Below are 25,433 nucleotides of genomic sequence, written 5' to 3' on the forward strand. Positions count from 1 at the left end.
AGTCAACCCATCACGCCTCGACTGCCCCGTTCCAGGGAACCCGGCCCGCGTTATTGACACGATGCGAGTGAATCGACAATTCCCCCAAAAAAGGGGCAGAAGCGGCAGATCGGAATACCGGGTCGTGTGCCGGAACCCCGCACCGGTAGCCTTGTGGGGTGATTGACCTTCGCCTGCTCCGTGAGGACCCCGACCGTGTTCGCGCCTCCCAGCGCGCCCGTGGAGAGGACGTCGCGCTCGTCGACGCCCTCCTCTCCGCCGACGAGCGGCGCAGGTCGTCCGGCGTCCGCTTCGACGAGCTCCGTTCCGAGCAGAAGGCGCTCGGCAAGCTCATCCCCAAGGCCTCCGGCGACGAGCGGGCCGAGCTGCTGAAGAGGACGGGCGAGCTCGCCGCGGCCGTCAAGGCGGCCGACGCCGAGCAGCACGAGGCGGACGAGGAGACCAAGCGCCTCCTGACCCAGCTCGGCAACCTCGTGCACCCCGACGTCCCGGTCGGCGGTGAGGAGGACTTCGTCGTCCTGGAGACGCACGGCACGATCCGCGACTTCGGCGCCGAGGGCTTCGAGCCCAAGGACCACCTGGAGCTCGGCGAGGCACTGGGCGCCATCGACGTCGAGCGTGGCGCCAAGGTGTCCGGCTCGCGCTTCTACTACCTGACCGGCGTCGGCGCGCTCCTGGAGCTCGCCCTCGTCAACGCGGCGATCGCGCAGGCCACCGAGGCCGGCTTCATCCCGATGCTGACCCCGGCGCTGGTCCGCCCGCGCGCCATGGAGGGCACCGGCTTCCTCGGCCAGGCCGCGGAGAACGTGTACCACCTGGAGAAGGACGACTACTACCTGGTCGGCACCTCCGAGGTCCCGCTCGCGGCGTACCACATGGACGAGATCCTCGACGCCGAGAAGCTCCCGCTGCGTTACGCGGGCTTCTCGCCCTGCTTCCGCCGCGAGGCCGGCACGTACGGCAAGGACACGCGAGGCATCTTCCGCGTGCACCAGTTCGACAAGGTCGAGATGTTCTCGTACGTCGCTCCCGAGGACGCGGAGAACGAGCACCAGCGGCTCCTCGACTGGGAGAAGCAGTGGCTGACCGGCCTTGAACTGCCGTTCCAGGTCATCGACGTGGCCTCGGCCGACCTGGGCGCGTCCGCCTCGCGCAAGTTCGACTGCGAGGCGTGGATCCCGACCCAGGGCAAGTACCGCGAGCTGACCTCGGCCTCCAACTGCGACGGCTTCCAGGCCCGCCGTCTGTCGGTGCGCATGCGTGACGGCAAGAAGGTGCAGCCGCTCGCGACACTGAACGGCACGCTGTGCGCCGTGCCGCGCACGATCGTGGCGATCCTGGAGAACCACCAGCTGGCCGACGGATCCGTGCGGGTGCCCGAGGTGCTGCGTCCGTACCTGGGCGGCCGTGAGGTGCTGGAGCCGATCTCCAAGTGACCGGCACCACCGGGTCGTCCGGACCGACCGAAGCGACGGGAGTGACGGGAGCCGAAGCGACCGGATCTGCTCCGGCGTTTCCCTACAAGCTCGTCGCGACCGATCTCGACGGAACGTTGCTGCGCTCCGACGACACGGTCTCGGAACGCACGCGTGAGGCGCTCGCCGCGGCCACCGTGGCGGGCGCCGCGCACCTCGTCGTCACCGGCCGGGCGGTGGCCTGGACCCGGCACATCCTCGACTCACTCGGGTACGAGGGGCTCGCGGTGTGCGGTCAGGGCGCCCAGCTGTACGACGCCGGCGCGCACCGGCTGCTCACGTCGGTGACCCTCGACCGGCAGCTGGCGGGGCTCGCCCTCGCCAAGATCGAGGCGGAGACCGGCCCGCTGGCCCTCGCAGCGAGCCGTGACGGCCTCGACGGTGACGTCCTGATCGGCCCGGGCTACCGGGTGCAGGGCCTGCTGCAAGCGGTCCCGTTCACCGACGTGGCCGAGCTGTGGGCCGCGCCCCTGACGAAGATGTACATCCAGCATCCCCGTCTCACCGACGACGAACTGGCGTCCGCGGCACGGGCGGCGGCCGGCGGTCTGGTGAGCATCGTGATGGCGGGCGAGGGCATCGTGGAGATCCTGCCCCTGGGTCTGTCGAAGGCCACGGGGCTGTCCCTGGCGGCCCGCCGCCTGGGCGTGAAGGCGGCCGAGACGATCGCCTTCGGTGACATGCCGAACGACATCCCGATGTTCGCGTGGTCGGCACACGGCGTGGCGATGGCCAACGCCCACGACGAGCTCAAGGCGGTGGCCGACGAGATGACCCTGTCCAACGAGGAGGACGGGATCGCCGTGGTGCTGGAGAGACTGCTGGGCTAGGTCCTGTCGTCACATTCCCGTCTGCCCGGCGACGCCTGGCACGCCCTTCGGGCGGACGACGGCAATGTGACGACAGGACCTAGGGGCCGCGCCGCCTGCCGCGAGCGGCCTCCCCGGGAGTGTCGGTGACGGGCGGTGGCCCGCCGCCGGACCCGCGGGTCGGTCGGCACGCGTACGAGGGCGGGCGGGTGGACAGGGCGGGCAGGAAGGTTTCCGCCGCGAGGCGGCACCCCGTGAAACCCCGCCCGGTCAGGGCGACAGCGTCGTGCGGAGGATGCGCGGATCGAACGCGCGCGGGCTCAGAACCCGACCACGGCTTAGCAAGCCGGTGCCTTACCGCTCGGCCAATCCTCCGGGTGGGCGGCCCGCGCACAGTGCGCGCTCGAAGCGGCCGCCCCGGGCAGCTCCCCGTGTGGGGTGGACTCGACGGAGGGGTAACTACTCCGGAGTCCGCGGACTGCCCTGGTGGGAGCTCGACGAACTGCTTCTGACGGGCATCGTCGTGCTCCTCTCCCGGACTGCGGCGCCGGCTGGACCCCGGCGATCTGGACATAACCACTCTGCCCGTAAGCCGAGTTGGACGCCACCGAATAAACGACCACCCGGCGGGCGACAAGCCGCGACAGGGGCCGACCCTCCTGGCGGAGAACACCGCCGCGGGGCCGTGGCCGGTGGGCGAGGACCGCCGCGGTGGGCGTCGGGGCCTGTCGGCGGCGGGTCTAGCGGCGACGCCACCTGCGTCGTCGCGCCTTGCTGAAGAACCACCCCGCGGGCGGCTCGTCGGAGCGCCAGGGCTGCGGGTCGGGGCCGCCGTCGCGCCAGCGGGCCGCGAGCATTCGGGCACGCGCGGACGGCTCGGCCGTGTCGGCGGACCGTATGAAGTCCTCGTCGAGGACGAGGCCGTCCCAGGTCTCCTCGGCCTCCCTCCGGTCTTCGCCGGAGCCCTGCCCTTCGCTCCTCGGTGCCTTCGCTGCCATCCCCGTTCCTCCTCGTCCGGCATCCCCTCGGGCCAGTGTGCCGTTACGCGCGTAAAGCCGATCTCAAGATCAGAAGAGGCTCCACGCGCGCGTGACCGTTGTCGTGGTCCACGCGCGCGCGGAGCCGTCCTGGCTCCCCGTGGCGGTTACTCCTCGCCTGCCAGCGTCAGCGTCCGCAGCTTCTGACCCGCGAACCACGTGGCGGCGACGGTCACCACGACCAGCAGCACCGTGCCGGTGGTCAGGCTCACGTCCGAGGTGACGAGCTCCCCGCCGGACACCTTGTGGGCCACCGCGAGCGACCACTGCTGGACGCTGAGCGTCTTCGCACCGGAGACCAGCGTCCCGAAGAGTGCCTCCCACACGAGGGCGTAGACGAGTCCGAAGACCACCGCGTGCCGCGTGATGGTGCCGAGCAGCAGGAAGAGCGCGGCGTACGCGATGGAGGCGACCAGCGCGGCCACGGTGTAGGCGACGGCGATCTGCTGGCCGTTGCCGTTGAGGATCATCCCGGCGATGAACGTCGGGACCGCCGAGAACGCCATGGTGACGGCGACGGCGACGATCAGCTTGGTGAAGATGATCGTGGGGCGCTTGACCGGCTTGGCGAGCAGGTAGACGACCGAGCCGTCGTCGATCTCGGGGCCGATCGCGCCGGTGCCGGCGATGACGCCGATGATGGGCACCATCGTGGCGAGCGCGAACCCGCCGAGGACGTCCACGGCCACCTGGTCGTCGGCGCCCGTGAAGGTGCGTACGGCGACGGAGATGACGATCAGCAGGACGGGCAGGGCGCCCAGGATGAGGGCCCTGCGGCGGCCGAGCAGGCCGCGGTAGGTGAGCCGGGCGACTGTGGGGTCGTACATCTTTTTCGGCCTCCTACGCCGCGACGAGATACGAGAAGACGGACTCGAGGGACTCGTCGGACGGCGAGACCGTGAGCAGCCGGATGCCGTGCTCGCGGGCCACCCGCGGCAGCAGTGCTGTGAAGCGTGGGAAGTCGACGGCCTGGATGCGCAGCACGCCCTCCTGGAGGTCCACTTCGATGCCGGACGTCGACGGGTCGGCGATGAGCGCGGCCGCGAGCGCGCGGTCGTCGCTGGACCGCACGAGATAGCGGTGCGGCCGGTCGGTCATCAGGCGGCGGATCCGGCGGAAGTCGCCGCTCGCCGCGTGCCGTCCGGCGACGATCACCTCGATGTGCGAGGCGAGTTGCTCGACCTCTTCGAGGATGTGCGACGAGAAGAGAACCGTGCGGCCCTCGTCGCCCATGCGCCGCAGCAGGTCCATCAGCTGCATGCGCTGGCGGGGGTCCATGCCGTTGAACGGCTCGTCGAGCAGCAGCAGGGACGGGTTGTGGACGAGCGCGGACGCCATCTTCACGCGCTGGCGCATGCCCTTGGAGTACGTCGAGATCTTGCGGTCCTGCGCGTACTCCATCTCGACCGTGGCGAGCGCCCGGTGGGCGGCCTTGTCGCCGAGGCCGTGCAGCTCGGCGTTGGCGACGACGAACTCGCGTCCCGTGAGGAAGTCGTACATCGCCTCCCGCTCGGGCACGATGCCGATCTGCTTGTAGATCTCCTCGTTGCGCCAGGTCGGCCGGCCGTCGAGGGTGACGGTGCCCGTAGAGGGGGCGAGGAAGCCGCCCATCATGTTGATGAGGGTGGACTTTCCGGCGCCGTTCGGGCCGAGCAGGCCGGTGACGCCCGGGCCGATGGTCATCGTGATGTCGTTGACGGCCACCACGTTGCCGAACCAGCGTGAGACGTGGTCGATGGTGAGTGTGCTCATGGGCGCGGCCCGTTCCTTGGAAGGGTGGTGGCGGACGACGGGCGGGCGGTCACAGTCCGACCTTTCGGTAGCGGCGCATCAGGAGGCCGTAGCAGCCTGCGACGAGCCCCAGCACGACGAGCAGGTAGACGACGCCCTCGCCGCCGGAGGGGCCCTCGCCACCGGGGAAGGCGGACGTGGCACCCAGGAAGGCGGTCTGGACCCCGTCGATCAGCGTGATGGGCGAGAAGAGCCCGAGCCAGGCGATCGCGTCGGTGCTGGACTGGTCGTAGGCGATGGCCTGGACGGTGGACACCGCTCCGTAGGAGATGGTCAGCACCGCGATGACGGCGGCGATGCCGAAGCCGCGGCGCGGGGTGACCGCCGAGATGACCAGGCCGATGCCGGCGAAGAGCAGGGAAAGCAGTGCCACGGAGACGAGCCCTTGTGCGAATCCCTTGGTCTGATCCGCGAAGTCGAGTTTGGCCAGCAGCGCGCCCACATACAGCACGAGCAGCGGCGCGGAGGTGAGCATGAACAGCGCCGAGGCCAGCGCCGCGTACTTGGCGCGTACGTAGTCCTCGGTCTCGATGGGGCGCGAGAAGTACAGCGGGACGGTCTTGAAGCGCAGGTCGCGGGAGACGGACTGCGGTCCCTGCGAGGCGACGTACAGGCCGATGACGGCCTGCATGATGACCGCGTAGCGCGTGTAGTCGACGGGCAGGTCCTTCGCCTTGGTGGCGACCGCCACCGCGACCATGATCAGCGCGGGGACGCACATCACCACGAAGAGCAGCATCGGCAGAACCTTGGACTTCGCCGAGCGGCCGAGGCCGTAGGCGCCGCGCAGGGACTGCGAGTAGAGCGAGCGGCGGGCGTACGCGCGGCCGAGGCGTTGGCCGTCGTAGTTGCGGTAGCCGATGTTGTGGATCCTGGTCTGCTCGCCCGCGCGAGCCGGGGCCTGGGCCGAGGCCTGTGCCTGGGGCTGCTCAACCGCCATGGCCGACCGCCTCCTTCCGCTGTTCGTCGCCGTTCTTCGGGTCCGGCTGCACCTGGGCGTCCCTGGCCGCCTGTTCGTCGCTGTCCTTGAAGACCTCCGCGATGTGGTGCCTGCGCTGCTCCATGCGCACCAGCCCGAGGCCGAGGTCGGCGACGACGTCCCGGACGAGGTCGTACGTCTCCTCGCCCTGCGCGGTGAGCAGGAGGATGTGGCCCGCGCCCGGGAGTCCGCTGCCGTCGTGGGTGTCGATCCCGCGCGCCTGCAGCACGTCGCGCAGTGCGCCGGTGCCGTCCGGGTGCTCGTCCGTGTCGGTGACCTCGACCGCGAGGATCGCCGTGCTCTGCGTGAAGTCCGTGGTGGAGCTGGACCGCAGGAGCTTGCCGCCGTCGATGACGACGACGTGGTCGCAGGTGCGCTCCAGCTCGCCGAGCAGGTGCGAGGTGACCAGGACGGAGATGCCGAAGTCGGTGTGGATGCGGCGGATCAGGCCGAGCATCTCGTCGCGGCCGACCGGGTCGAGGCCGTTCGTCGGCTCGTCGAGGAAGACCAGCTGGGGGTCGTGGACCAGCGCCTGGGCGAGTTTCACGCGCTGTTTCATGCCCGTCGAGTAGCCGCCGATGGGGCGGTACCGCTCCTCGTAGAGGCCGACGTGGCGCAGCGTGTCCGCGGTGCGCTCGCGGGCCGCCGCCGGGGGCAGGCCGGACATGCGCGCCATGTGGACGACGAACTCGGTGGCCGAGACGTCCGGCGGCAGACAGTCGTGCTCGGGCATGTATCCGACGCGCTCACGGATGTCGCCGCCCTTGGTGGCGACATCGAGTCCGAGCACCGCGGCGCGGCCCTCGGTGGCGGGGGACAGACCCAGCAGGATCTTGATCAGTGTGGACTTGCCGGCTCCGTTGGCTCCGACGAGTCCGGTCACACCGGGTCCGACGTCCACGGAGAGCCGGTCAAGAGCGGTCACCCTCGGGAACCGCTTGCTCAGGCTTTCGGTCGCGATCACAGTCACGATTCGAAGGTAGTGGCGCAGGCCACATCACACATCAGACCTGGGAGCTGTATCGCCGTCACTCTCCAGTCGTACGGGCCCGTAGGGGTTGCCCTGAGGTCGGACAACCGGCGGCCGCCGCCCGGCATCGAGCGGCGGTCCGTCTTACCGGGTTGTCCCCATCGACGCGGTTTTCCACAGGCCGCGTGCCCGCCTCTTGACGCAGCCTCCAACAATTGTCACATTCATCAGTGTCAAGTTACGGGCGCGTACGGCAGTCGGCTTGGAACGGACGGTGGCATGACCTCAGCAGTGGCCCCACCGGGCGAACTCACCGCGGAGCTGCGCGGGTTCCGTGACGTGCAGCGGCTCGCGTACGCATGCGCGGAGGCGGTCGCCGCTCGGCTGGAGCCGGGGGTGACCGAGCGCAAGGCGGCACGTATGCAGCGCGAGTGGCTGCGTGAGCGCGGGGTCCGGGACTGGTTCCATCTGCCCTTCGCCTGGTTCGGGGACCGCACGGCGTTCGCGGGCTTCCGGATCCCGTTGCAGTTCTTCCCCACGAGCAGGCGGCTGGAGCGGGGCATGCCGTTCATCCTCGACCTGGCGCCGGTCCACAGAGGCTTCACCGCGGACATCGGATACTCCGGCTCACTGGGACCGAACGCGGTGCAGGACAGGCTGCTCGCCGATCTGGAGGCGCACCGCGAGCTGATCCTGCGCGAGGTGCGCGAGCGGCGCCCGCTGCGCGAGATCTACGAGGACGTGGACCGGCTCATGGCCCGCCAGGGGTACGCGAACCGCCATCGGGCCTACCCCTTCGGTGTGATCGCCCACAAGGTCGACCGCGTGCGGCAGCGGCGCTGGTCGCCGCACCTGTTCGGTTTCGGGACCCAGTCGCTCAAGGGCCTGGCGGCCGACGCGGTCCACGGCCACCGCGACGGCTGGTCCCCCCTGTGGTCGCCGTACCGCTTCTCGGACCACCCGCCGCACGCGGGCCTGTGGGCGGTCGAGCCGCATCTGGGATTCCGGGGCACGGGCGCGAAGTTCGAGGAGATCCTGGTGGTCACCGACTCCAGGGACCCCGAGCAGAGCGCGTTCTGGCTGGACGACGATCTGCCGCACGTGCGGCGCTGGGCGGAGGACAAGTGACCCTTCACGGTGCGCGCGAGCGCTGGGTACGGACGGGCGGCATCGAGCTGTGTGTCGCGGAGTGGGGCGATCCGAAGCGGCCCACGGTGGTGCTCGTGCACGGCTATCCGGACTCCAAGGAGGTGTGGTCCGAGGTCGTGGCGCGCCTGGCGGAGCGCTTCCACGTGGTGCTCTACGACGTGCGCGGCCACGGCAGGTCCACCGCGCCCAGGCCGCTGCGGGGCGGGTTCACCCTGGAGAAGCTGACGGACGACTTCCTGGCGGTCGTGGACGCGGTCAGCCCGGGCCGGCCGGTGCATCTGGTGGGCCACGACTGGGGCTCCGTGCAGGGCTGGGAGTTCACCACGGTCAAGCGCACGGAGGGGCGGATCGCCTCCTTCACGTCGATGTCCGGGCCGTCCCTCGACCACTTCGGACACTGGATCAAAAAGCGCGTGTCCCGCCCGACACCCCGCAGGGTCGGTCAACTGCTCGGGCAGGGCGCCAAATCCTGGTACGTGTACCTGCTGCACACCCCTGTTCTGCCCGAACTCGCCTGGCGCGGCCCGCTCGGCAAGCAGTGGCCCAAGCTCCTGCGGCGGCTGGAGAAGGTTCCCGCGGACGGCTACCCGACCCCGTCGCTGCCCGCGGACGCGGCCCACGGCGCCTGGCTGTACCGGGACAACGTCCGGCCGCGCCTGCGCAGGCCGCGCACCGACGCGTACGCGCACGCGCCCGTGCAGCTCATCACGCCGCTCGGAGACGCGTTCCTGTCGGAGAAGCTCTATGACGAACTGGAGCTGTGGGCACCGCGACTGGTGCGCCGCACCCTCCCGGCGAAGCACTGGATCCCCCGCACCCGGCCCGACCAGCTGGCCGCCTGGATCACCGACTTCGTGACCACCACCGAGAGCGGCCGGCCCGCACCGACGGTGAGCGGCCCGCACGCCGACCGCTTCGGCGGGCAGCTCGTGCTGGTCACCGGCGCGGGCAGCGGCATCGGCCGGGCCACCGCCTTCGCGTTCGCCGAGGCCGGCGCGCGCGTGGTGGCCGTCGACCGGGACGCGGAGAGCGCGGCGCGCACCGCGGAACTGTCCCTCCTCATCGGCGCCCCCGAGGCCTGGGCCGAGACCGTCGACGTCTCGGACGAGCAGGCCATGGAGAAACTCGCCTCGAAGGTCGCCGCGGAGTACGGGGTGGTCGACGTACTGGTGAACAACGCCGGGATCGGGCTGTCCGGCTCCTTCCTGGACACCTCCGTGGAGGACTGGCGGAAGGTCCTCGACGTCAATCTGTGGGGTGTGATCCACGGCTGCCGGCTCTTCGGGAAGCAGATGGCCGAGCGCGGGCAGGGCGGCCACATCGTCAACACCGCGTCGGCGGCCGCGTATCTGCCGTCGAAGGCGCTTCCCGCCTACAGCACCTCCAAGGCGGCGGTACTGATGCTCAGCGAGTGCCTGCGCGCCGAACTGGCGGGCCAGGGCATCGGGGTGTCGGCGATCTGCCCCGGATTCGTCAACACCAACATCACCTCCACCGCCCGCTTCACGGGAGTAGACGCCGAAGAGGAGAAACGACGCCAGAAGAGGTCCGCGCGGCTGTACGGGCTGCGTAACTACCCGCCGGAGAAGGTCGCCGAGGCAGTCCTGCGGGCCGTCGTCCGCAACCAGGCCGTGGTGCCCGTGACGGCGGAGGCGCGCGGCGGCCGTCTCATGTCCCGTTTCACTCCCGGGGCAGTGCGCGCGATCGCACGGATGGAGCCACCGCTGTGACCGAACAGCACGCCATCGCACCCCGACGGGTGTCCTTCGACTGGGAGGAGACCCCGCTCCACTGGATACCGGACGAGCCGACCGCGACCCACGTCATCAACGTGCTGCATCTGCTGCTGCCGGCGGGGAAGCGGTGGTTCGTCAAGGTCTTCAAGGAAGGCCTGCCGCTGGTCACCGACCCCGAACTCCTCAAGGACGTCAAGGGGTTCATGGGCCAGGAGGCGACGCACAGCGTGCAGCACTCGTACGTGCTGGACCACCTGGCGGCGCAGCGGCTGGACACGGACGCGTACACGAAGCACGTCGAGTTCCTCTTCCGGAGGATCCTGGGCGAGGCTCCGCCGCTGGGCGCCCTGATACCGGACCGGGAGTGGCTGCGCTTCCGGCTCTCGGTGATCGCGGCGATAGAGCAGTTCACCGCGGTGCTGGGCGACTGGGTGCTGGCCGCCCAGGGGCTGGACGACGCCGGGTCCGACGAGGTCATGCTCGACCTGCTGCGCTGGCACGGCGCCGAGGAGGTGGAGCATCGTGCGGTCGCCTTCGACATGTACCAGCACTGCGGCGGTGAGGGCCTGCCGCGGTACGCGCGCCGGGTGGCGGGCATGGCGGTCACAGCACCTGTGATGCTGTACATGTGGGCGTGGGGCGCGGCCTATCTGATACGCAACGACCCCCAGCTCGCGGGGCGGCTGCGTTATTCGCTCGGTGCGCACAACCGGGCGGTGCGCAAGGGGCTGCTGCCCACGTGGAAGGAGCTCGGCTCAGCCGTACCGCGCTATCTGCGGCGCTCGTACCATCCCTCGCAGGAGGGCTCGATGCGCCGCGCGGCCGAGTATCTGGCGCGGTCGCCCGCGGCTCGGGCGGCTGTGGGGGCGATCGGCAGGGCGGCGATCGCGTAGCGACGGGACTTCGGGACGACGGGGACCCGGGAGGGCAGGAACCGTGATCGACGAGTCGGCCGGCGTGGCGTACCGGATCGAGGACCTGGCGCACCACAGTGGCGCCACGGTCCGGACGATCCGCGCCTACCAGGACCGCGGGCTGCTCCCCCGCCCGGAGCGGCGCGGTCGCGCCAACGTCTATTCCACTGCGCACCTTGCCCGGCTTCGGCAGATCGCGGACCTGCTGGACCGCGGTTACACCCTGGCCTCCATCAAGGAACTCCTGGAGGCCTGGGACGCCGGGCGCGGCCTCGGAGGCGTGCTCGGTCTGGTCGCGGAGATCGACGGGCCGTGGACGGACGAGGAGGCGGTCCGTATCTCGCGGGCCGAGCTCGACGAGCGGTTCGGTGGCGACCCGGACGACGCGGCGGTGGCCGACGCGGTGGAGCTCGGCGTGCTCGAACGGATACCGGGACAGGAGGACATGTTTCTCGTCCCCAGCCCTCAAGAGCTGGCGGTGGCAGCGGAGTTGTACGAGGCGGGCGTCCCTCTGTCGGCGATCTCGGGCCATTTGCGGGAGTTGAGGGGCCAGGTCGAGCACATCGCCTCGCGCTTCCTGGAGTTCACCACCGAGCACGTCTTCGCCCGGTATCTCGGCGAACATCCCCCGACCGACACCGACGCCGCCGAGGCGGCCGAGCTCGTACGGCGACTGCGGCCGCTCGCACGGCAGACGGTGGACGCCGAACTGGCGCGGGCCATGCGGTTGTTCGCCCATCGGCAGCTGCGCCGGCATCTCGGTGCGGAACAACCCCCCGCGGGTGCGGAGGAGACACGTACCGTGTCGGTGCCGGCCACGACAATGGCCGCCGTGGAAGGGCTTGTCGGCGCGGAGCAGGCGTCCGAGTTCATCGCTCTGGCGGCCGAACGCGAGGTCAGGGCCCGGACGTTGGACGCACTGGCCGCAAACCATGTGCAGGCGGCCAATATTGACGAACCGGCCTGAACTGTCGGCCAGTTGTCCACAGAATCTCCAACTGGCCCTGTGGATAACGCATTTGGCTGTGGATCAAACCTCTGAGTCAAAATCAAATGCGTGATGAGCGTCTCTCCAGGCAATCTGACTGGATGAACGAAGGCGACATCGACGACAGTGACGAGAACGGTGTGGGCGAGAACGGAGTGAGCCCGGGCGGTGGGAGCGCGAGCGGGGCTCGCCGGGGCGGGGTGGACGAGCGGCGCACCGTGAGGGTGTCGAAGTACCTCTCCAAGCATCTGCGGCACCAGCCCGAGCGGATCGGGCTCACGCTCGACGAGGGCGGCTGGGTGGAGATCGGCATGCTGATGTCCGCGGCGGCCGCGCACGGCTTCCGGTTCACCCGCGGCGAGCTCGATCACGTGGTGGCCACCAACGACAAGCGGCGCTTCGCGATCGAGGGCACGCGGATCCGCGCCAGCCAGGGCCACTCCGTGGCGGTCGACCTGGGACTGCCGTCGGCGACCCCGCCCGCGTACCTCTACCACGGCACCGTCGCCCGCAGTCTGGACGCGATCCGCGCCGAGGGCCTGCGGCCCATGAACCGGCACGACGTCCATCTCTCGGCCGACCGCGAGACGGCGACCCGCGTCGGCGCCCGCCGCGGCCGTCCCGTCGTGCTCTCCGTGGACGCCGGCGCCATGGACCGTGACGGCCATGTTTTCCGGGTCAGCGCCAACGGCGTCTGGCTCACGGCCGCGGTGCCTCCGGACTACCTGCGGTTCCCGGCCACGCACTGACCGGCCGAACCAGGCAGTCCGGCGGGTCCTGGACGGCCCGGTCGGTCGGCTGTCCCGGGCGATCCGGTCACGTCGGCTGTCCCGGGCGATCCGGTCACGTCGGCCGCTCCGGGCGAGGCAGTCACGCCGGCCGTCCGCAGTGAGCCGGCCACGTCGGCCGTCCGGCACGGGCGCCCGCCGTCTCGGCGCGCTCGGCCCGCCCGCCCCCGGCCGTCCGGCCGGACCCGGCGCCGCCCCTCGGCCGCTTCGGTGTGCCCCGTTGGCTGCGCTTAGGCTCTGAGGCATGAGTCTGCGCCTGAGCACCGTGATCCTGCCGTACCTCCGCTGGCACGAGGGAGGACGTTCCACCTGGCAGCGCGCCGAGCAGCTCGGGTTCCACACCGCCTACACGTACGACCATCTGTCGTGGCGGACGTTCCGAGAAGGCCCCTGGTACGGCGCCGTGCCGACATTGACGGCCGCCGCGGGCGCCACCGACCGCCTGCGCCTGGGCACGCTGGTGACCTCACCGAACTTCCGGCACCCGGTGACCCTCGCCAAGGAGCTGGTCTCACTCGACGACATCTCCGGTGGCCGGTTCACGCTGGGCATCGGCGCGGGCGGTTCCGGCTTCGACGCCACGACACTGTTGCGCGGCGACGAGGAGCCGTGGACGCCGCGCGAGCGGGCCGACCGCTTCGCCGAATTCGTACCGCTGCTCGACCGGCTGCTCACCGAGGACGCCGTGTCGTACGACGGCACGTTCTACTCGGCGCGCGAGGCCTACAACCTCCCCGGCTGTGTCCAGCGCCCCCGTCTGCCCTTCGCGGTGGCCGCCACCGGGCCGCGCGGTCTGAAGCTCGCCGCCGCGCACGGGCAGGCGTGGGTGACCACCGGCGACCCGAAGCTCTTCGAGTCGGGCACCCCCGAGCAGTCGCTCCATGCCCTTCGTGGCCAGCTGGAGAAGCTGGGCGCCGCCTGCGAGACGGCCGGCCGCGATGTGCGTGAGCTCGACAAGGTCCTGCTCACCGGCTTCACCCCGGACCGCGGCCGTCCACTGGAGTCCCTCGACGCGTTCGTCGACTTCGCGGGCCGCCACATGGAACTGGGCTTCACGGACATCGTGATCCACTGGCCCATCCCGGACTCCGACTTCGCGGCGGACGAGAAGGTCTTCGAGCACATCGCGATGGAAGCGGTAGCCCAGCTCGGCTGACGCCCGCTCCGGGACACGTCCGTCCGCCCACGCGCCCGAGGCCGCCTCGCTGGGATCGCTCCGGTGCGGACAGCGCCCCCTGGTCGGCCGCCCGAGCACCTGCCCGCGCGGCCGACCGCCCGACGTGCCCGACCGCCGCTCCGGTCGTCGCTCGGAAAGATCACAGAGCCGTCGTCTGCTCCGTGAAGGCGCAGGTGAGGGCACGGGTCACTCACCTGCGCGGACCGCCGCACGACCGTGCACGCGGGTACGCGAGAATGGCGGCGTGACCTCAGCGACCCGACGGCCCGGGACCCCGGCCTCCCCTCTCCCGCCCCGCCTGATCGCCACGGATCTCGACGGCACCCTGCTGCGCGACGACAAGTCCGTATCACCGCGCACGGTGGCCGCCCTGGCCGCCGCCGAGGACGCCGGCATCGAAGTCTTCTTCGTGACCGGGCGCCCGGCCCGCTGGATGGACGTCGTCAGCGATCACGTCCACGGTCACGGCCTCGCCATCTGCGGAAACGGCGCCGCAGTGGTCGATCTGCACGGCGGCCCCGGCGCCCACCGCTTCGTCAAGGTCCGGGAACTGGCGCGGGAGAACGCGCTCGACGCCGTGCGGCTGCTGCGCGACGCCGCTCCGGGCACCCTCTTCGCCATCGAGCAGACGTACGGCTTCTACCAGGAGCCCGCGTACCCGAAGCTGCACATGGAGGCCCCTGACGCCCTCGCGCCCGCCGAGAAGCTTCTGGCGTCGGACGCTCCGGGTGCCGATGAGCCGGTGCTCAAGATCCTCGCCTACCACCACGAGATCGCTCCGGACGACTTCCTCATGACCGCCCGCCTGGCCATCGGTGACCGGGCCGACGTGACCCGGTCCAGCCCCAGCGCCCTCCTGGAGATCAGCGGGCCCGGCGTATCGAAGGCCAGCACCCTCGCACTGTGCTGCGCCGAGCGCGGTATCTCGCACGAAGAGGTCGTCGCCTTCGGTGACATGCCGAACGACGTGGAGATGCTCACCTGGGCGGGCACGTCGTACGCGATGGGCAACGCGCATCCCGACGTGATCGCCGCCGCGTCCGGGCGTACGGCCGCCAACACCGAGGACGGCGTGGCGGTCGTGATCGAACGGATCCTCGCGGAGCACCGGTAGGGCCCTCCGGCTCCCTCAGCCGTCAGCCTCCCCGGGGGCTGACGCCCTGGAGCTGGACCCCCCGTCGGGCGAGCCACTCCCGCGGATCGATTCCCGAGCCCAACTGCGGTGTCAGGCGCACCTCGAAGTGCAGATGAGGTCCGGTCGAGTTGCCGGTCGTGCCCGACTGGCCGATCCACTGCCCCGCGGCCACCCGCTCCCCCTGGTCCACCGTGGCGGCGGCCAGGTGGGCGTACTGCGTGTAGTAGCCCCCCGCATGTTCCAGCACGACCTCGATGCCGAACGGGCCGCCGCACGACACCTTCACCACCCGCCCTGCACCCACCGACCGCACCGGCGTGCCGATGTCCACCGCGAAGTCCTGGCCCGTGTGCCGGCTCGCCCAGCGGTCACCGCCGCTGCCGAACCCGGCGGAGAGCCCGTACGTCTCCACCGGCGCGACCCACGGCTGGGTGAAGGCCGTTCGCGGCTGGTCGAGCCGGACGGAACCCCGGCAGGCACCGGCGGCGACCGAGGCGTCCGCCTGCCCCTGGAGCGTCCACTGGGCCTCCTCCAGTCTCCGCTCGATACCCCGCTTGATCTCGGCGAGTTCGCCGTTGCGCCGTTCCAGCGCCTGCCAGGCCGACGCGGCCTTCGCCTCGTCGGCGGAGAGCCGGTTCTCCGCCCGGCGGCTCTTGCTGACCGCGTTGTTGAGCGCCAGATCCGCCTGCCAGACGGCCCGCTGCCCGCGCATCAGCTCCTCAGGGCTCTCCGCGAGCAGCATCTGCGCGGTGTGCGGAAGCCCTCCGCCGGTGCGGTACTGGGCCCGTGCGATGCGGCCGAGGTCGCCGTGCAGTGCGGCGATGTCCTGCCGCTCCCGTTCGAGAAGCCGCTCCAGCCGCTGCGCCCGGCCCCGCTGCACCTCCGCCTCGCGGCGGCCGGTTTCGTACTGCTGTGTCGCCAGTGACGCCTCCTCGTACAGCCGCACGACCTCGGCGCCGACCCCACCGGAGCCACCGCCATCGCCCGCGGCCGTCGTGGGCCTGGCCACCAGGACGGCCGTCGCGCACAACAGCACCAGGACGAGCGGGGGGTGGCGACGGCGTGAGCGCATGAATGGATCGTGTCGCGCGAGGACGGCTCCGGTCCTGTTCAAGTCGTACACCTGGGGGACCGGTCGTCACGGATGGACCAGTGCGCTGAGCCGAACAGGGGTCCCCGGAACCCCACTTCGGCTCGTCGGTGCGCACGGCTGCACGCAGCGCGCCTGGTTCAGAACGGCGCTTCCCAGACCACCGACGTACCGCCGCCGTCCTGCCCGGGGTTCGGCCCGTACCAGCTGTCCCCGCCGAGCGACTCCGCCCGCCGTTCGAGGTTCTTCAGTCCGCTGCGCCGACCCCCCTCGGGGATGCCGACCCCGTCGTCCGCGACCGTCAGGCGTACGCCGGGTTCCTCGTCCGGCAGCCGTACGGTCGCGTCCACGGTGACGTCGATACGGGACGCCCCCGCGTGCCGGAAGGCGTTGGAGAGGGCTTCGCGGAGGGCCGCGATGAGGTTCTTGGCCGTGAGCTCTCCGACGACCGTGTCGACGGGACCGACGAACTGGTACGACGGCTTGAAGCCGAGCGGTACGGCGGCCATGTTGATCTCGCGCAGTACGCGGGTCCGCAGCCCTGTCGGGAACTCCGCCGGCCCTTGCTGGAGCGCGAAGATGGCCGTGCGGATCTCCTGGATGGTGACGTCGAGTTCGTCGACCGCCTTGCCGACTCCCCGCCGCACCTCGGGCAGGACGGAGCGCCGCTGCGCGCTCTCCAGCAGCATCCCGGTGGCGAACAGCCGCTGGATGACGAGGTCGTGCAGGTCACGGGCGATCCGGTCGCGGTCCTCGTACACCGCGAGCCGCTCCCGGTCCCGCTGCGCCTCGGCCATCATCAGCGCGAGCGCGGCCTGCGAGGCGAACTGCGTCGCCAGGGTGCGCTCGGTCTCCGTGAACGGACGCGCGCCTTGCGCCCGTGCCATGACGAGTGCGCCCAGGACGCGGCCGCCGCTCCGGAGAGGCAGCAGCATCGTGGGTCCGTACCCGCGGGCCAGGTCGGCGAGCATCCGCGGGTCGGCAGCCGCGTCCTCGACGAACACGGCTTCCCCCGCGAGGACTTCGCCCGCCACCTCGTTCTCGGGCGGCACGACCAGTCCCAGCGCCCTCGACGGCCGTTCGGACGCGGCGGCGACGATCTCCAGACCCCCTTCCGTCGCGGGCAGCAGCACGAGCCCGGCCATGGAGTCCGAGAGCCGGCGGGCCTGTTCCGCGACCACCTGGAGGGCTTCGTCGGCGTCCCCGCCGGAGAGCAGCGCGGTGGTGACGGCCACGGATCCGTCGATCCAGCGTTCACGCCGCTTGGCGGCCTCGTACAGTCGCGCGTTCCCGAGGGCGATGCCCGCCTCACGCGCCAGCACACGCACCATGTCGAGGTCGTACTCGCCGAACGGCTCACCGCCGCGCTTCTCAGCGAGGTAGAGAGTGCCGAGGCTCTCGCCCCGCACCCGGATGGGGACGCCCAGGAATCCGGCCGCGGGCGGGTGGCGCAGTCCTTCGTGCCCGTCCGGCAGGCGTCCGATCCACCGGATGCTCTCCCCGTCGACGTCCTCGCGTGCGCGCTCGGCGAGCCCGTCCCAGCCCTCCGCCGCCAGCCCGACCACCGCGTACCGGGCGTCCGCCAGCTCCGCCGCGGTTTCACAGATCCGTTCGAGCGCGGACCGCAGTTCCAGCCCGCTTCCCACCGCCCGCATCGCTTCCAGCAACCGCGGCACGTCGTCCGGGTTCGGGGCGGCACCGGGGTCCGGCTCGTCTGACATGCACCGAGCCTAGTTAGTCCCATTTGTTCGGGAAAGTCGAGCGCCGTCAGCGGTTGCCGCACCCGCCCCCGGACCTCCTGCCCACCCTCGGGGTGCCCTCACCGTACGCCGGCGTGCGTCTCCGTCCGGCTCTCCCGCTCGGCCATCTCCCGCAACGGTCCCCGCGCGTGCAGCAGCTCGCCGAACGGTCCCCGCTGCACCACACGCCCCTCGGCCAGGACGATCACCTCGTCCGCCGCCTCCAGCCCCGCGAGCCGATGCGTGATCAGCAACGTCGTGCGCCCCGCGGTCGCGGCCAGCAGGTCGGCGGTGAGGGCGTCGGCGGTGGCCAGATCGAGGTGCTCCGCGGGCTCGTCGAGAAGCAGCACGGGAAAGTCCGCGAGCAGGGCACGGGCCAGCGCCAACCGCTGCCGCTGCCCCCCGGACAACCGGGCGCCGTGCTCCCCGATCAACGTGTCGAGCCCGTCGGGCAGCCCGTCGGCCCAGTCGAGCAGCCGCACCCGGCCCAGCACGTCCCGCAACGCGGAATCGGTCGCGTCCTTCCGTGCGAGCAGCAGATTCTCCCGCACCGAACTGTCGAAGAGATGCGCGTCCTGCGCGCAGAGTCCCACCAGGCGCCGCACGTCGTCGCCGTCCATGCCGGACGCGTCCACCCCTCCCAGCGTGTACGTCCCCGCACGCGCGTCCAGGAAGCGCAGCAGCACCTGCGCCAACGTCGTCTTGCCGGATCCGGACGGCCCGACGACGGCGGTCCGACGCCCGCGCTCGAGTACCAGATCCACGTCGGCGACCGCGTCCCGCCGCTGTCCCCCATGGCGAGCGGCCAGGCCCTTCAGCACGACCGGGAAGGGCGACTCGGGTGCCTTCACGGGCCGCTCCGGCTCCCGTACGGGCTCGGGCGCGTCCAGGACCTCGTACACGCGCTCCGCGCTCTTGCGCACCCGCTGCCGGTACTGGACCGCCAGGGGCAGCCCCAGCACGGCCTCGAAAGCGGCCAGCGGTGTGAGGACGACGACGGCCATCGTCACGCCGCTGAGCCGTCCGTCGAGGACCGCCTGGGCACCGACGAGCGCGGCGGCCGTGACGGTGAGACCCGAGATCAAGGCGATCAGCCCGTCGCCGAGCGCGGTGGCGGTGGCGGCGCGCGAGGCGATGCGGGTGAGTTCGGTGTCGGCCCGTCGCGCCTCGGCGGTACGTGCGGGGAGCGCGCCCGCGACCGTCAACTCGGCCGTTCCGGTGAGGAGATCGGCCACACGGGTCGCCAGCACTCCGCGGGCCGGAGCCAGCCGGTGCTCGGCACGGCGCGCGACGGCGCCGGTCAGCAGCGGCACCCCCACCCCGGCGGCCAGCAGCCCCACGGCGAGGGCAGCTCCCGCCTCGGGCAGCAGCCAGGCCGTGAACCCGACGGAGCCGGCGGACACGACGGCCGCCGCGGCGGCGGGCAGCAGCCAGCGCAGCCAGTAGTCCTGCAGCGCGTCCACGTCGGTGACGAGCCGCGCGAGCAGATCACCGCGCCGGGCGGTACGCAGTCCCGCGGGCGCCAGCCGTTCGAGACGCCGGTACACGGCGACCCTGGTGTCGGCGAGCATCCGCAGCACCGCGTCGTGCGACACCAGCCGCTCGGCGTACCGGAACACGGCCCGCCCGATCCCGAACGTCCGCGTGGCCGTCACGGCGACCATCAGATACAGCACGGGTGGCTGCTGCGAGGCTCTGGAGATCAGCCAGCCCGAGGTGGCCATGAGGCCGACGGCGCTCCCGAGCGCGAGACTGCCGAGCAGGAGGGCCAGCACGAGCCGCCCGCGGCGGGGCCCGGCCATGGCACGTACGCGTGCGAGCACGCCGCCGCCCCTCCGTGGAGGCAAGGGCGCCTCCTCCTCGGGCCGCTCGGGCGCCACCGCCACCACGTCGGAGTGAGTCGTTCCCGCGTCGGCGGACCGTTCGGGTCGCTCGTCCGGGGCCGCCGGTTCCAACCGCACCACCCGGTCCGCCACGGCCAGCAGGGCCGGCCGGTGGACCACCAGGAGCACGGTCCGCCCGACCGCGAGACGCCGCACCGCCTCCACGACCTCGGCCTCGGTCGCCCCGTCCAGCGAGGCGGTCGGCTCGTCCAGGAGCAGCACCGGCCGATCCGACAGGAACGCCCGTGCCAGGGCGAGCCGTTGGCGCTGCCCGGCGGACAGACCGGCACCGTCCTCACCGAGAAGTGTGCGCACGCCGTCGGGCAGCGCGTCCACGAACTCCAGGGCCCCGGCATCGGACAACGCCTGCCGCACCGCGGTGTCGTCCGCCTCCGGCCGGGCCAGCCGGACGTTCTCGGCGATGGACGCGGCGTACAGATGCGGCCGCTGCGGCACCCACGCGACCCGCGAACGCCATTCCTTCATGTCGGCTTCGGCGAGATCGACTCCCCCGACACGCACTCGGCCCGCCGTGGGTTCGACGAATCCCAACGCCACGTTCAGGAGGGTCGTCTTGCCCACGCCGCTGGGGCCGACGAGCGCCACGGCCTCCCCGGGCCGGACCTCGAAGGACACGCCGGACACCGCGTCGGACGACCGCCCGGAGTACCGGACCGTCACGCCCTCGAAGCTCAGCTGGCCCGAGGAGGGCACGGCGTCCGCCCCGAATGCCGACACGGGAGTCTCCAGGACCGAAAAGATCTCCTCGGCGGCCGACAGCCCCTCCGCCGCCGCGTGGTACTGCGCCCCGACCTGCCGCAGTGGCAGATACGCCTCGGGGGCGAGAACGAGCACGACCAGCCCGTCGTACAGCGCCATTTCACCGTGGACGAGCCGCATCCCGACGGTCACCGCGACCAGGGCGACCGAGATCGTGGCAAGCAACTCCAGCGCGAAGGACGAGATGAAAGCGATGCGCAGGGTCCGCATGGTCGCCTGCCGGTACTCCCCGGTGATCCGGCGGATGGACTCGGCCTGCGCCTTGGCCCGCCCGAACACCTTCAGCGTGGGAAGCCCGGCGACCACGTCCAGGAAATGCCCCGAAAGCCGGGACAACAGCCGCCACTGGCGGTCCATCTGGGACTGCGTGACCCAGCCGATGAGCATCATGAAGATCGGGATGAGCGGCAGTGTGCCGACGATGATCGCCGCGGACACCCAGTCCTCGGTGACGATCCGCGCGAGCACGGCGACCGGGACGACCACCGCGAGCCCCAACTGCGGCAGGTAGCGGGAGAAATAGTCGTCCAGGGCATCCACGCCACGGGTGGCGAGCGCGATCAGTGATCCCGTCCGCTGCCCGCTCAGCCACTCCGGTCCGAGCGCGCCGGCGCGGTCCAGCAACCGCCCTCGCAGCTCCGACTTGACCGCCGCGCTCGCCCGGTGAGCGGCGAGCTCGGTGAGCCAGGAAACGAGCGCCCTGCCCACCGCGACCGCCGCCAACAACACGAGTGGCGTGCGGAGTTCACCGACCGACAGTTCACGCTGGAAGGCTCCGACCACCACCTCGGCGATCAGCATGGCCTGGGCGACGACCAGGCCCGCCCCCGCGATGCCGAGACCGACGACCGCCATCAGGAAGAAGCGGGTGGCGCGGGCGTATCGGAGGAGTCGCGGGTCGATCGGTTTCACGTGAAACACACCCTCGGGTCAAACAGGTGTGTTTCACGTGAAACACACCCTCTTCTCATTGGACACGTTTCACGTGAAACGCGCCCTCGGATTCAGCGGTCTCAGTGCACGGCCTCGGCGATGTGCTGGGTACCGATCCGCTTGCGGAACACCCAGTACGTCCAACCCTGGTAGAGCATGACCACCGGCATCGCGATCACCGCACCCCAGGTCATGATCTTCAGGGTGTACGGGCTCGATGAGGCGTTGGTGACCGTCAGGCTCCACTCGTCATCGAGCGAGGACGGCATGACGTTCGGGAACAGCGTCAGGAACAGCATCGCGACCGCGGCGACGATGGTGAGGCCGGACAGTGCGAACGCCCAGCCCTCACGCCCTGCCTGGTTCGCCCCGATCGCCGCGACCAGCGCGGTCACGGCCACGACCAGAGCGACCAGGCTCTTGCCGTCCCCGCTCTCGACCTGGGTCCAGAGGAGGAACACCGCCGCGAGCGCGGCTGCCACCAGTCCGAGCCCGAGTGCCAGCTTCCGTGCCCGCTCCCGGATGTCACCGAGAGTCTTGAGCGCCGCGAACACCGCCCCGTGGAAGGTGAACAGTGTCAGCGTCACCAGACCGCCCAGAAGGGCATAGAGGTTGAGCAGGTCCCAGAGGGTGCCCACGTACTCCATGTCCTGGTCGATCTTGACGCCCCGCACGATGTTGCCGAACGCCACGCCCCACAGGAAGGCCGGGAGCAGCGAGGTCCAGAAGATGGCGTTCTCCCAGTTGCGCTGCCACTGCTCCTCGGGTCGCTTCACCCGGTACTCGAAGGCGACTCCGCGCACGATCAGGCAGACCAGGATGAGCAGCAGCGGCAGATAGAAGCCGGAGAACAACGTGGCGTACCACTCGGGGAAGGCGGCGAAGGTCGCACCTCCCGCCGAGAGCAGCCAGACCTCGTTGCCGTCCCAGACCGGGCCGATGGTGTTGATCAGCACCCGCTTCTCGGTCCGGTTGCGGGCGAGCAGCTTGGTGAGGACGCCGATCCCGAAGTCGAAGCCCTCCAGGAAGAAGTAGCCGGTCCACAGGACCGCGATGAGGACGAACCAGACGTCGTGAAGTTCCATGACTCAGCAGCTCCCTGGGCCTAGTAGGAGAAGGCCATCGGCTTGTCGGCGTCCCGGAGGTCGCCACCGATCTTCGTGGGCGGGTTGAGGTCGGCCTCGGTCAGCTCGGGCGGCCCGGCCTTGACGTACTTCACGAGCAGCTTGACCTCGATGACGGCGAGGATCGCGTAGATCGTCGTGAGGACGACGAGCGAGGTGATCATCTCGCCCTGCGACACACCGGGGGAGACCGCGTCCCGGGTCTGCATCACGCCGTAGACGACCCAGGGCTGCCGGCCCATCTCGGTGAAGATCCAGCCCCATGAGTTGGCGATCAGCGGGAAGCCCATCGTCCAGACCGCCAGGAGCCAGTACAGCCGGGTGGGTCCAGCTCCGAGCGGCTTCCTCAGCAGCACCAGGTGCGGTACCTCGTTCTCCCCCGTCCGGTGGGCGGCCGGCAGCAGGAACCTCTTCCGTGTGAGCCACAGTCCCAGCAGGCCCAGCGAGAAGGACGCCATTCCGAAGCCGATCATCCATCGGAAGCCCCAGTAGGCGACGGGGACGATGGGCTTGTAGTCACCGGGGCCGTACTTCTCCTGCTCGGCCTTGTTGGTGTCGTTGATGCCGGGCACGTACGAGTCGAAGTCGCTGTGGGCGAGGAAGGACAGGAGGCCGGGAATCTCCAGGGCCACCTTGTTGTGCCCCTCGTCGACGTCCCCGTACGCGAACACGGAGAACGGCGCGGGCTTCTCGCCGTCCCACAGCGCCTCGGCCGCGGCCATCTTCATCGGCTGCTGCTCGTACATGACCTTGCCGAGGGTGTCCCCGCTGATCGCCGTGAGCAGACCGCCGACCGCCATGGTGACCAGGCCGAGCCGCAGCGAGGTCCGCATCACCGGGATGTGCTTCTTGCGCATCAGGTGGAACGCGGCGATACCGACCATGAACGCGCCGCCCGTCAGGAAGGCCGCGGAGAAGCTGTGGAACACCTGGTTGACCGCGGTGTTCTGGGTGAGGACCAGCCAGAAGTCGGTGAGTTCGGCCCGGCCCTTCTGCTCGTTGATCCGGTACCCGACGGGGTGCTGCATCCAGGAGTTGGCCGCGAGGATGAAGTACGCCGACAGCAGCGTGCCGATCGAGACCATCCATATGCAGGCGAGGTGGATCTTCTTCGGCAGCTTGTCCCAGCCGAAGATCCACAGCCCGATGAAGGTGGACTCGAAGAAGAAGGCGATCAGGGCCTCGAAGGCGAGCGGCGCTCCGAAGACGTCACCGACGAAGCGCGAGTAGTCCGACCAGTTCATGCCGAACTGGAACTCCTGCACGATGCCCGTGACGACACCCATCGCGATGTTGATCAGGAAGAGCTTGCCCCAGAACTTGGTGGCCCTGAGGTACTTCTCCTTCTCCGTGCGCACCCAGGCGGTCTGCAGGCCCGCGGTGAGCGCGGCGAGCGAGATCGTGAGCGGGACGAAGAGGAAGTGGTAGACGGTGGTGATGCCGAACTGCCATCGGGCCACGGTTTCCGGCGCCAGAGCCAATTCCACGTCGTCATCTCCTTACGTCGCCGTAGAAACAGCGGCAGTTTGTCCCGCTTGTCATAGACATCACGGGAGCAACTGGGACTCGCTTGTGAACGCGTTCACATTCACAAGCAATTATGCCGCATGCTCGTTCGAGCGGTGACGGGTGGGGGGTACCTGGATGCGGACCCGGGCCCTCCACACGCAAAGGGCCAGCTCAGCGGCTATGTGAGGGGTGTAGTGGCATACGCCACAGAGGACTCGGGCCCCGGCATCCCGCGAAGCGCGGGATGCCGGGGCCCGGGGTTGCCCGTGAACTCAGGTCCGGGGCTCGTCTAGAGCTCCTTGCGGAACCCCTCCGTCGTCTTGAGGAAGATGTCGTTGGCCTCGGTCTCGCCCACCGTCACACGAACTCCCTCGCCCGCGAACGGCCGCACGACGACCCCGGCCCGCTCACACGCGGCGGCGAAGTCGCCGGTGCGCTCCCCGAGCCGCAGCCACACGAAGTTCGCCTGTGTGTCCGGCACCGTCCAGCCCTGCCCGCGCAACGTCTCGACCACCCGCGCGCGCTCGGACACCAGCGACCCGACCCGGCCCAGCAGCTCGTCCTCGGCCCGCAGCGAGGCGACCGCCGCGTCCTGCGCGAGCTGGCTCACACCGAAGGGCACGGCCGTCTTGCGCAGCGCCGCCGCCACCGGCTCGTGCGCGATCGCGAAGCCGACCCGCAGCCCGGCGAGGCCGTACGCCTTGGAGAACGTCCGCAGCACGCACACGTTCGGCCGCTCCCGGTAGAGCTCGACGCCGTCCGGCACCTCCACGTCGCGCACGAACTCCCGGTACGCCTCGTCGAGGACGACGAGGACATCGCCCGGAACCCGGTCCAGGAACCGTTCCAGCTCCGCCCGGCGCACCGCCGTGCCCGTGGGGTTGTTGGGGTTGCAGACGAAGATCAGCCGCGTCCGGTCGGTGATCGCGTCCGCCATCGCGTCGAGGTCGTGCACATCCCCCGGCGTCAGCGGCACCTGGACCGCCGTCGCCCCACTGATGCGGGTGATGATCGGGTACGCCTCGAAGGACCGCCAGGCGTAGATCACCTCGTCGCCCGGCCCGGAGGTCGCCTGCACCAGCTGCTGGGCCACGCCGACCGAACCGGTGCCCGTGGCCAGGTGCGCGAGCGGCACCCCGAACCGGTCCGCCAGCTCGCTCATCAGCCCTGTGCACGCCATGTCCGGGTAGCGGTTGAAGGCGCAGGCAGCCGCGCTCACGCTCTCCAGCACGCTCGGCAGCGGCGGATAGGGGTTCTCGTTGGAGGACAGCTTGTAGGCCACCGGGCCGTCCGAGGCCGCCGCGGGCTTCCCCGGCCTGTACGTGGGGATACCTTCCAGCTCGGCTCGCAGCTTCGGGCTCGTCTCGCTCACCGCAGTCCTCCTTGTGACCGTCTCCGGCTCATCACCACCACCGGCTACCAATACT

20 protein-coding genes and 1 tRNA gene are annotated in these 25,433 nt (G+C 70.6%); 9 read left to right on the forward strand and 12 right to left on the reverse strand.

Features of this window, described 5'->3' with window-relative positions:
- Window positions 1-158: 158 nt before the first annotated feature.
- Together serS and O1Q96_RS43760 are read left to right on the forward strand one after the other, a co-directional pair.
- Entirely contained in the window at window positions 159-1,436 is a 1,278-nt protein-coding gene (gene serS / locus O1Q96_RS43755; protein ID WP_269253369.1) for a serine--tRNA ligase, read from the forward strand.
- A 41-nt stretch (window positions 1,437-1,477) separates the two neighbouring features.
- Window positions 1,478-2,305 carry an HAD family hydrolase gene (locus tag O1Q96_RS43760; RefSeq protein ID WP_269253962.1) on the forward strand — a complete coding sequence of 276 codons (828 nt, stop codon included), beginning with the start codon at window positions 1,478-1,480 and terminating at the stop codon, window positions 2,303-2,305.
- A gap of 268 nt (window positions 2,306-2,573) precedes the next feature.
- On the opposite strand, the gene O1Q96_RS43765 is transcribed toward O1Q96_RS43760, so the two are convergent.
- The 6 genes from O1Q96_RS43765 to O1Q96_RS43790 form a co-directional block, all read right to left on the reverse strand.
- Window positions 2,574-2,659, reverse strand: a tRNA-Ser gene (locus O1Q96_RS43765).
- 365 nt (window positions 2,660-3,024) lie between these two features.
- The gene (locus O1Q96_RS43770) at window positions 3,025-3,282 is read right to left on the reverse strand and encodes an SGM_3592 family protein (protein ID WP_269253370.1); all 258 of its coding nucleotides are present in this window, start codon (window positions 3,280-3,282) and stop codon (window positions 3,025-3,027) included.
- Between the two features lie 146 nt (window positions 3,283-3,428).
- Window positions 3,429-4,148 carry an ABC transporter permease gene (locus O1Q96_RS43775; RefSeq protein WP_269253371.1) on the reverse strand — a complete coding sequence of 240 codons (720 nt, stop codon included), beginning with the start codon at window positions 4,146-4,148 and terminating at the stop codon, window positions 3,429-3,431.
- A gap of 13 nt (window positions 4,149-4,161) precedes the next feature.
- Complete coding sequence (locus O1Q96_RS43780; RefSeq protein ID WP_269253372.1) at window positions 4,162-5,073, reverse strand: ABC transporter ATP-binding protein; 912 nt, start codon at window positions 5,071-5,073, stop codon at window positions 4,162-4,164.
- Between the two features lie 49 nt (window positions 5,074-5,122).
- A complete protein-coding gene (locus tag O1Q96_RS43785; protein WP_269253373.1) occupies window positions 5,123-6,052 on the reverse strand; it encodes an ABC transporter permease subunit in 930 nt (309 codons plus the stop codon).
- Window positions 6,042-7,055, reverse strand: a complete 1,014-nt coding sequence (locus O1Q96_RS43790) for an ABC transporter ATP-binding protein (RefSeq protein WP_269253963.1) — start codon at window positions 7,053-7,055, stop codon at window positions 6,042-6,044. Before O1Q96_RS43790 ends, O1Q96_RS43785 begins: the two co-directional genes overlap by 11 nt.
- A gap of 285 nt (window positions 7,056-7,340) precedes the next feature.
- On the opposite strand from O1Q96_RS43790, the gene O1Q96_RS43795 reads away from it, so the two are divergent.
- The 7 genes from O1Q96_RS43795 to O1Q96_RS43825 all read left to right on the forward strand — a co-directional run bounded on the left by O1Q96_RS43795 (window position 7,341) and on the right by O1Q96_RS43825 (window position 14,927).
- The gene (locus O1Q96_RS43795; protein ID WP_269253374.1) at window positions 7,341-8,189 is read left to right on the forward strand and encodes a M24 family metallopeptidase; all 849 of its coding nucleotides are present in this window, start codon (window positions 7,341-7,343) and stop codon (window positions 8,187-8,189) included.
- Window positions 8,186-9,940: an SDR family oxidoreductase gene (locus O1Q96_RS43800; protein WP_269253375.1), complete on the forward strand. Its 1,755-nt coding sequence runs from the start codon at window positions 8,186-8,188 to the stop codon at window positions 9,938-9,940. The genes O1Q96_RS43795 and O1Q96_RS43800 overlap by 4 nt, the downstream gene beginning before the upstream one ends.
- Window positions 9,937-10,839, forward strand: a complete 903-nt coding sequence (locus O1Q96_RS43805) for a metal-dependent hydrolase (protein WP_269253376.1) — start codon at window positions 9,937-9,939, stop codon at window positions 10,837-10,839. The genes O1Q96_RS43800 and O1Q96_RS43805 overlap by 4 nt, the downstream gene beginning before the upstream one ends.
- 43 nt (window positions 10,840-10,882) lie before the next feature.
- Window positions 10,883-11,827: a MerR family transcriptional regulator gene (locus O1Q96_RS43810; protein ID WP_269253377.1), complete on the forward strand. Its 945-nt coding sequence runs from the start codon at window positions 10,883-10,885 to the stop codon at window positions 11,825-11,827.
- Window positions 11,828-12,048: 221 nt separating this feature from the next.
- Window positions 12,049-12,597, forward strand: coding sequence for an RNA 2'-phosphotransferase (locus O1Q96_RS43815; RefSeq protein WP_269253964.1), 549 nt, complete (start codon window positions 12,049-12,051; stop codon window positions 12,595-12,597).
- A 283-nt stretch (window positions 12,598-12,880) separates the two neighbouring features.
- Window positions 12,881-13,792 (forward strand): LLM class flavin-dependent oxidoreductase, encoded by a 912-nt coding sequence (locus O1Q96_RS43820; RefSeq protein WP_269253378.1) that lies wholly within the window; start codon window positions 12,881-12,883, stop codon window positions 13,790-13,792.
- A gap of 265 nt (window positions 13,793-14,057) precedes the next feature.
- On the forward strand, window positions 14,058-14,927 hold the full coding sequence (locus O1Q96_RS43825) for a Cof-type HAD-IIB family hydrolase (RefSeq protein ID WP_269253379.1): 870 nt from the start codon (window positions 14,058-14,060) through the stop codon (window positions 14,925-14,927).
- Between the two features lie 22 nt (window positions 14,928-14,949).
- On the opposite strand, the gene O1Q96_RS43830 is transcribed toward O1Q96_RS43825, so the two are convergent.
- The 6 genes from O1Q96_RS43830 to hisC form a co-directional block, all read right to left on the reverse strand.
- Window positions 14,950-16,020, reverse strand: a complete 1,071-nt coding sequence (locus O1Q96_RS43830) for a M23 family metallopeptidase (RefSeq protein ID WP_269253380.1) — start codon at window positions 16,018-16,020, stop codon at window positions 14,950-14,952.
- Window positions 16,021-16,178: 158 nt separating this feature from the next.
- Window positions 16,179-17,759, reverse strand: coding sequence for a GAF domain-containing sensor histidine kinase (locus tag O1Q96_RS43835; protein WP_269253381.1), 1,581 nt, complete (start codon window positions 17,757-17,759; stop codon window positions 16,179-16,181).
- A 98-nt stretch (window positions 17,760-17,857) separates the two neighbouring features.
- Window positions 17,858-21,352 carry a thiol reductant ABC exporter subunit CydD gene (cydD, locus tag O1Q96_RS43840; protein ID WP_269253382.1) on the reverse strand — a complete coding sequence of 1,165 codons (3,495 nt, stop codon included), beginning with the start codon at window positions 21,350-21,352 and terminating at the stop codon, window positions 17,858-17,860.
- A 101-nt stretch (window positions 21,353-21,453) separates the two neighbouring features.
- Window positions 21,454-22,458: a cytochrome d ubiquinol oxidase subunit II gene (gene cydB / locus O1Q96_RS43845; RefSeq protein WP_269253383.1), complete on the reverse strand. Its 1,005-nt coding sequence runs from the start codon at window positions 22,456-22,458 to the stop codon at window positions 21,454-21,456.
- 20 nt (window positions 22,459-22,478) lie between these two features.
- Window positions 22,479-23,984 carry a cytochrome ubiquinol oxidase subunit I gene (locus O1Q96_RS43850; protein WP_269253384.1) on the reverse strand — a complete coding sequence of 502 codons (1,506 nt, stop codon included), beginning with the start codon at window positions 23,982-23,984 and terminating at the stop codon, window positions 22,479-22,481.
- A 311-nt stretch (window positions 23,985-24,295) separates the two neighbouring features.
- Window positions 24,296-25,378: a histidinol-phosphate transaminase gene (gene hisC / locus O1Q96_RS43855; RefSeq protein ID WP_269253385.1), complete on the reverse strand. Its 1,083-nt coding sequence runs from the start codon at window positions 25,376-25,378 to the stop codon at window positions 24,296-24,298.
- Window positions 25,379-25,433 lie beyond the last annotated feature (55 nt).

Origin of the sequence: Streptomyces aurantiacus, from assembly GCF_027107535.1 — a bacterium.
Classification (GTDB): Bacteria; Actinomycetota; Actinomycetes; order Streptomycetales; family Streptomycetaceae; genus Streptomyces.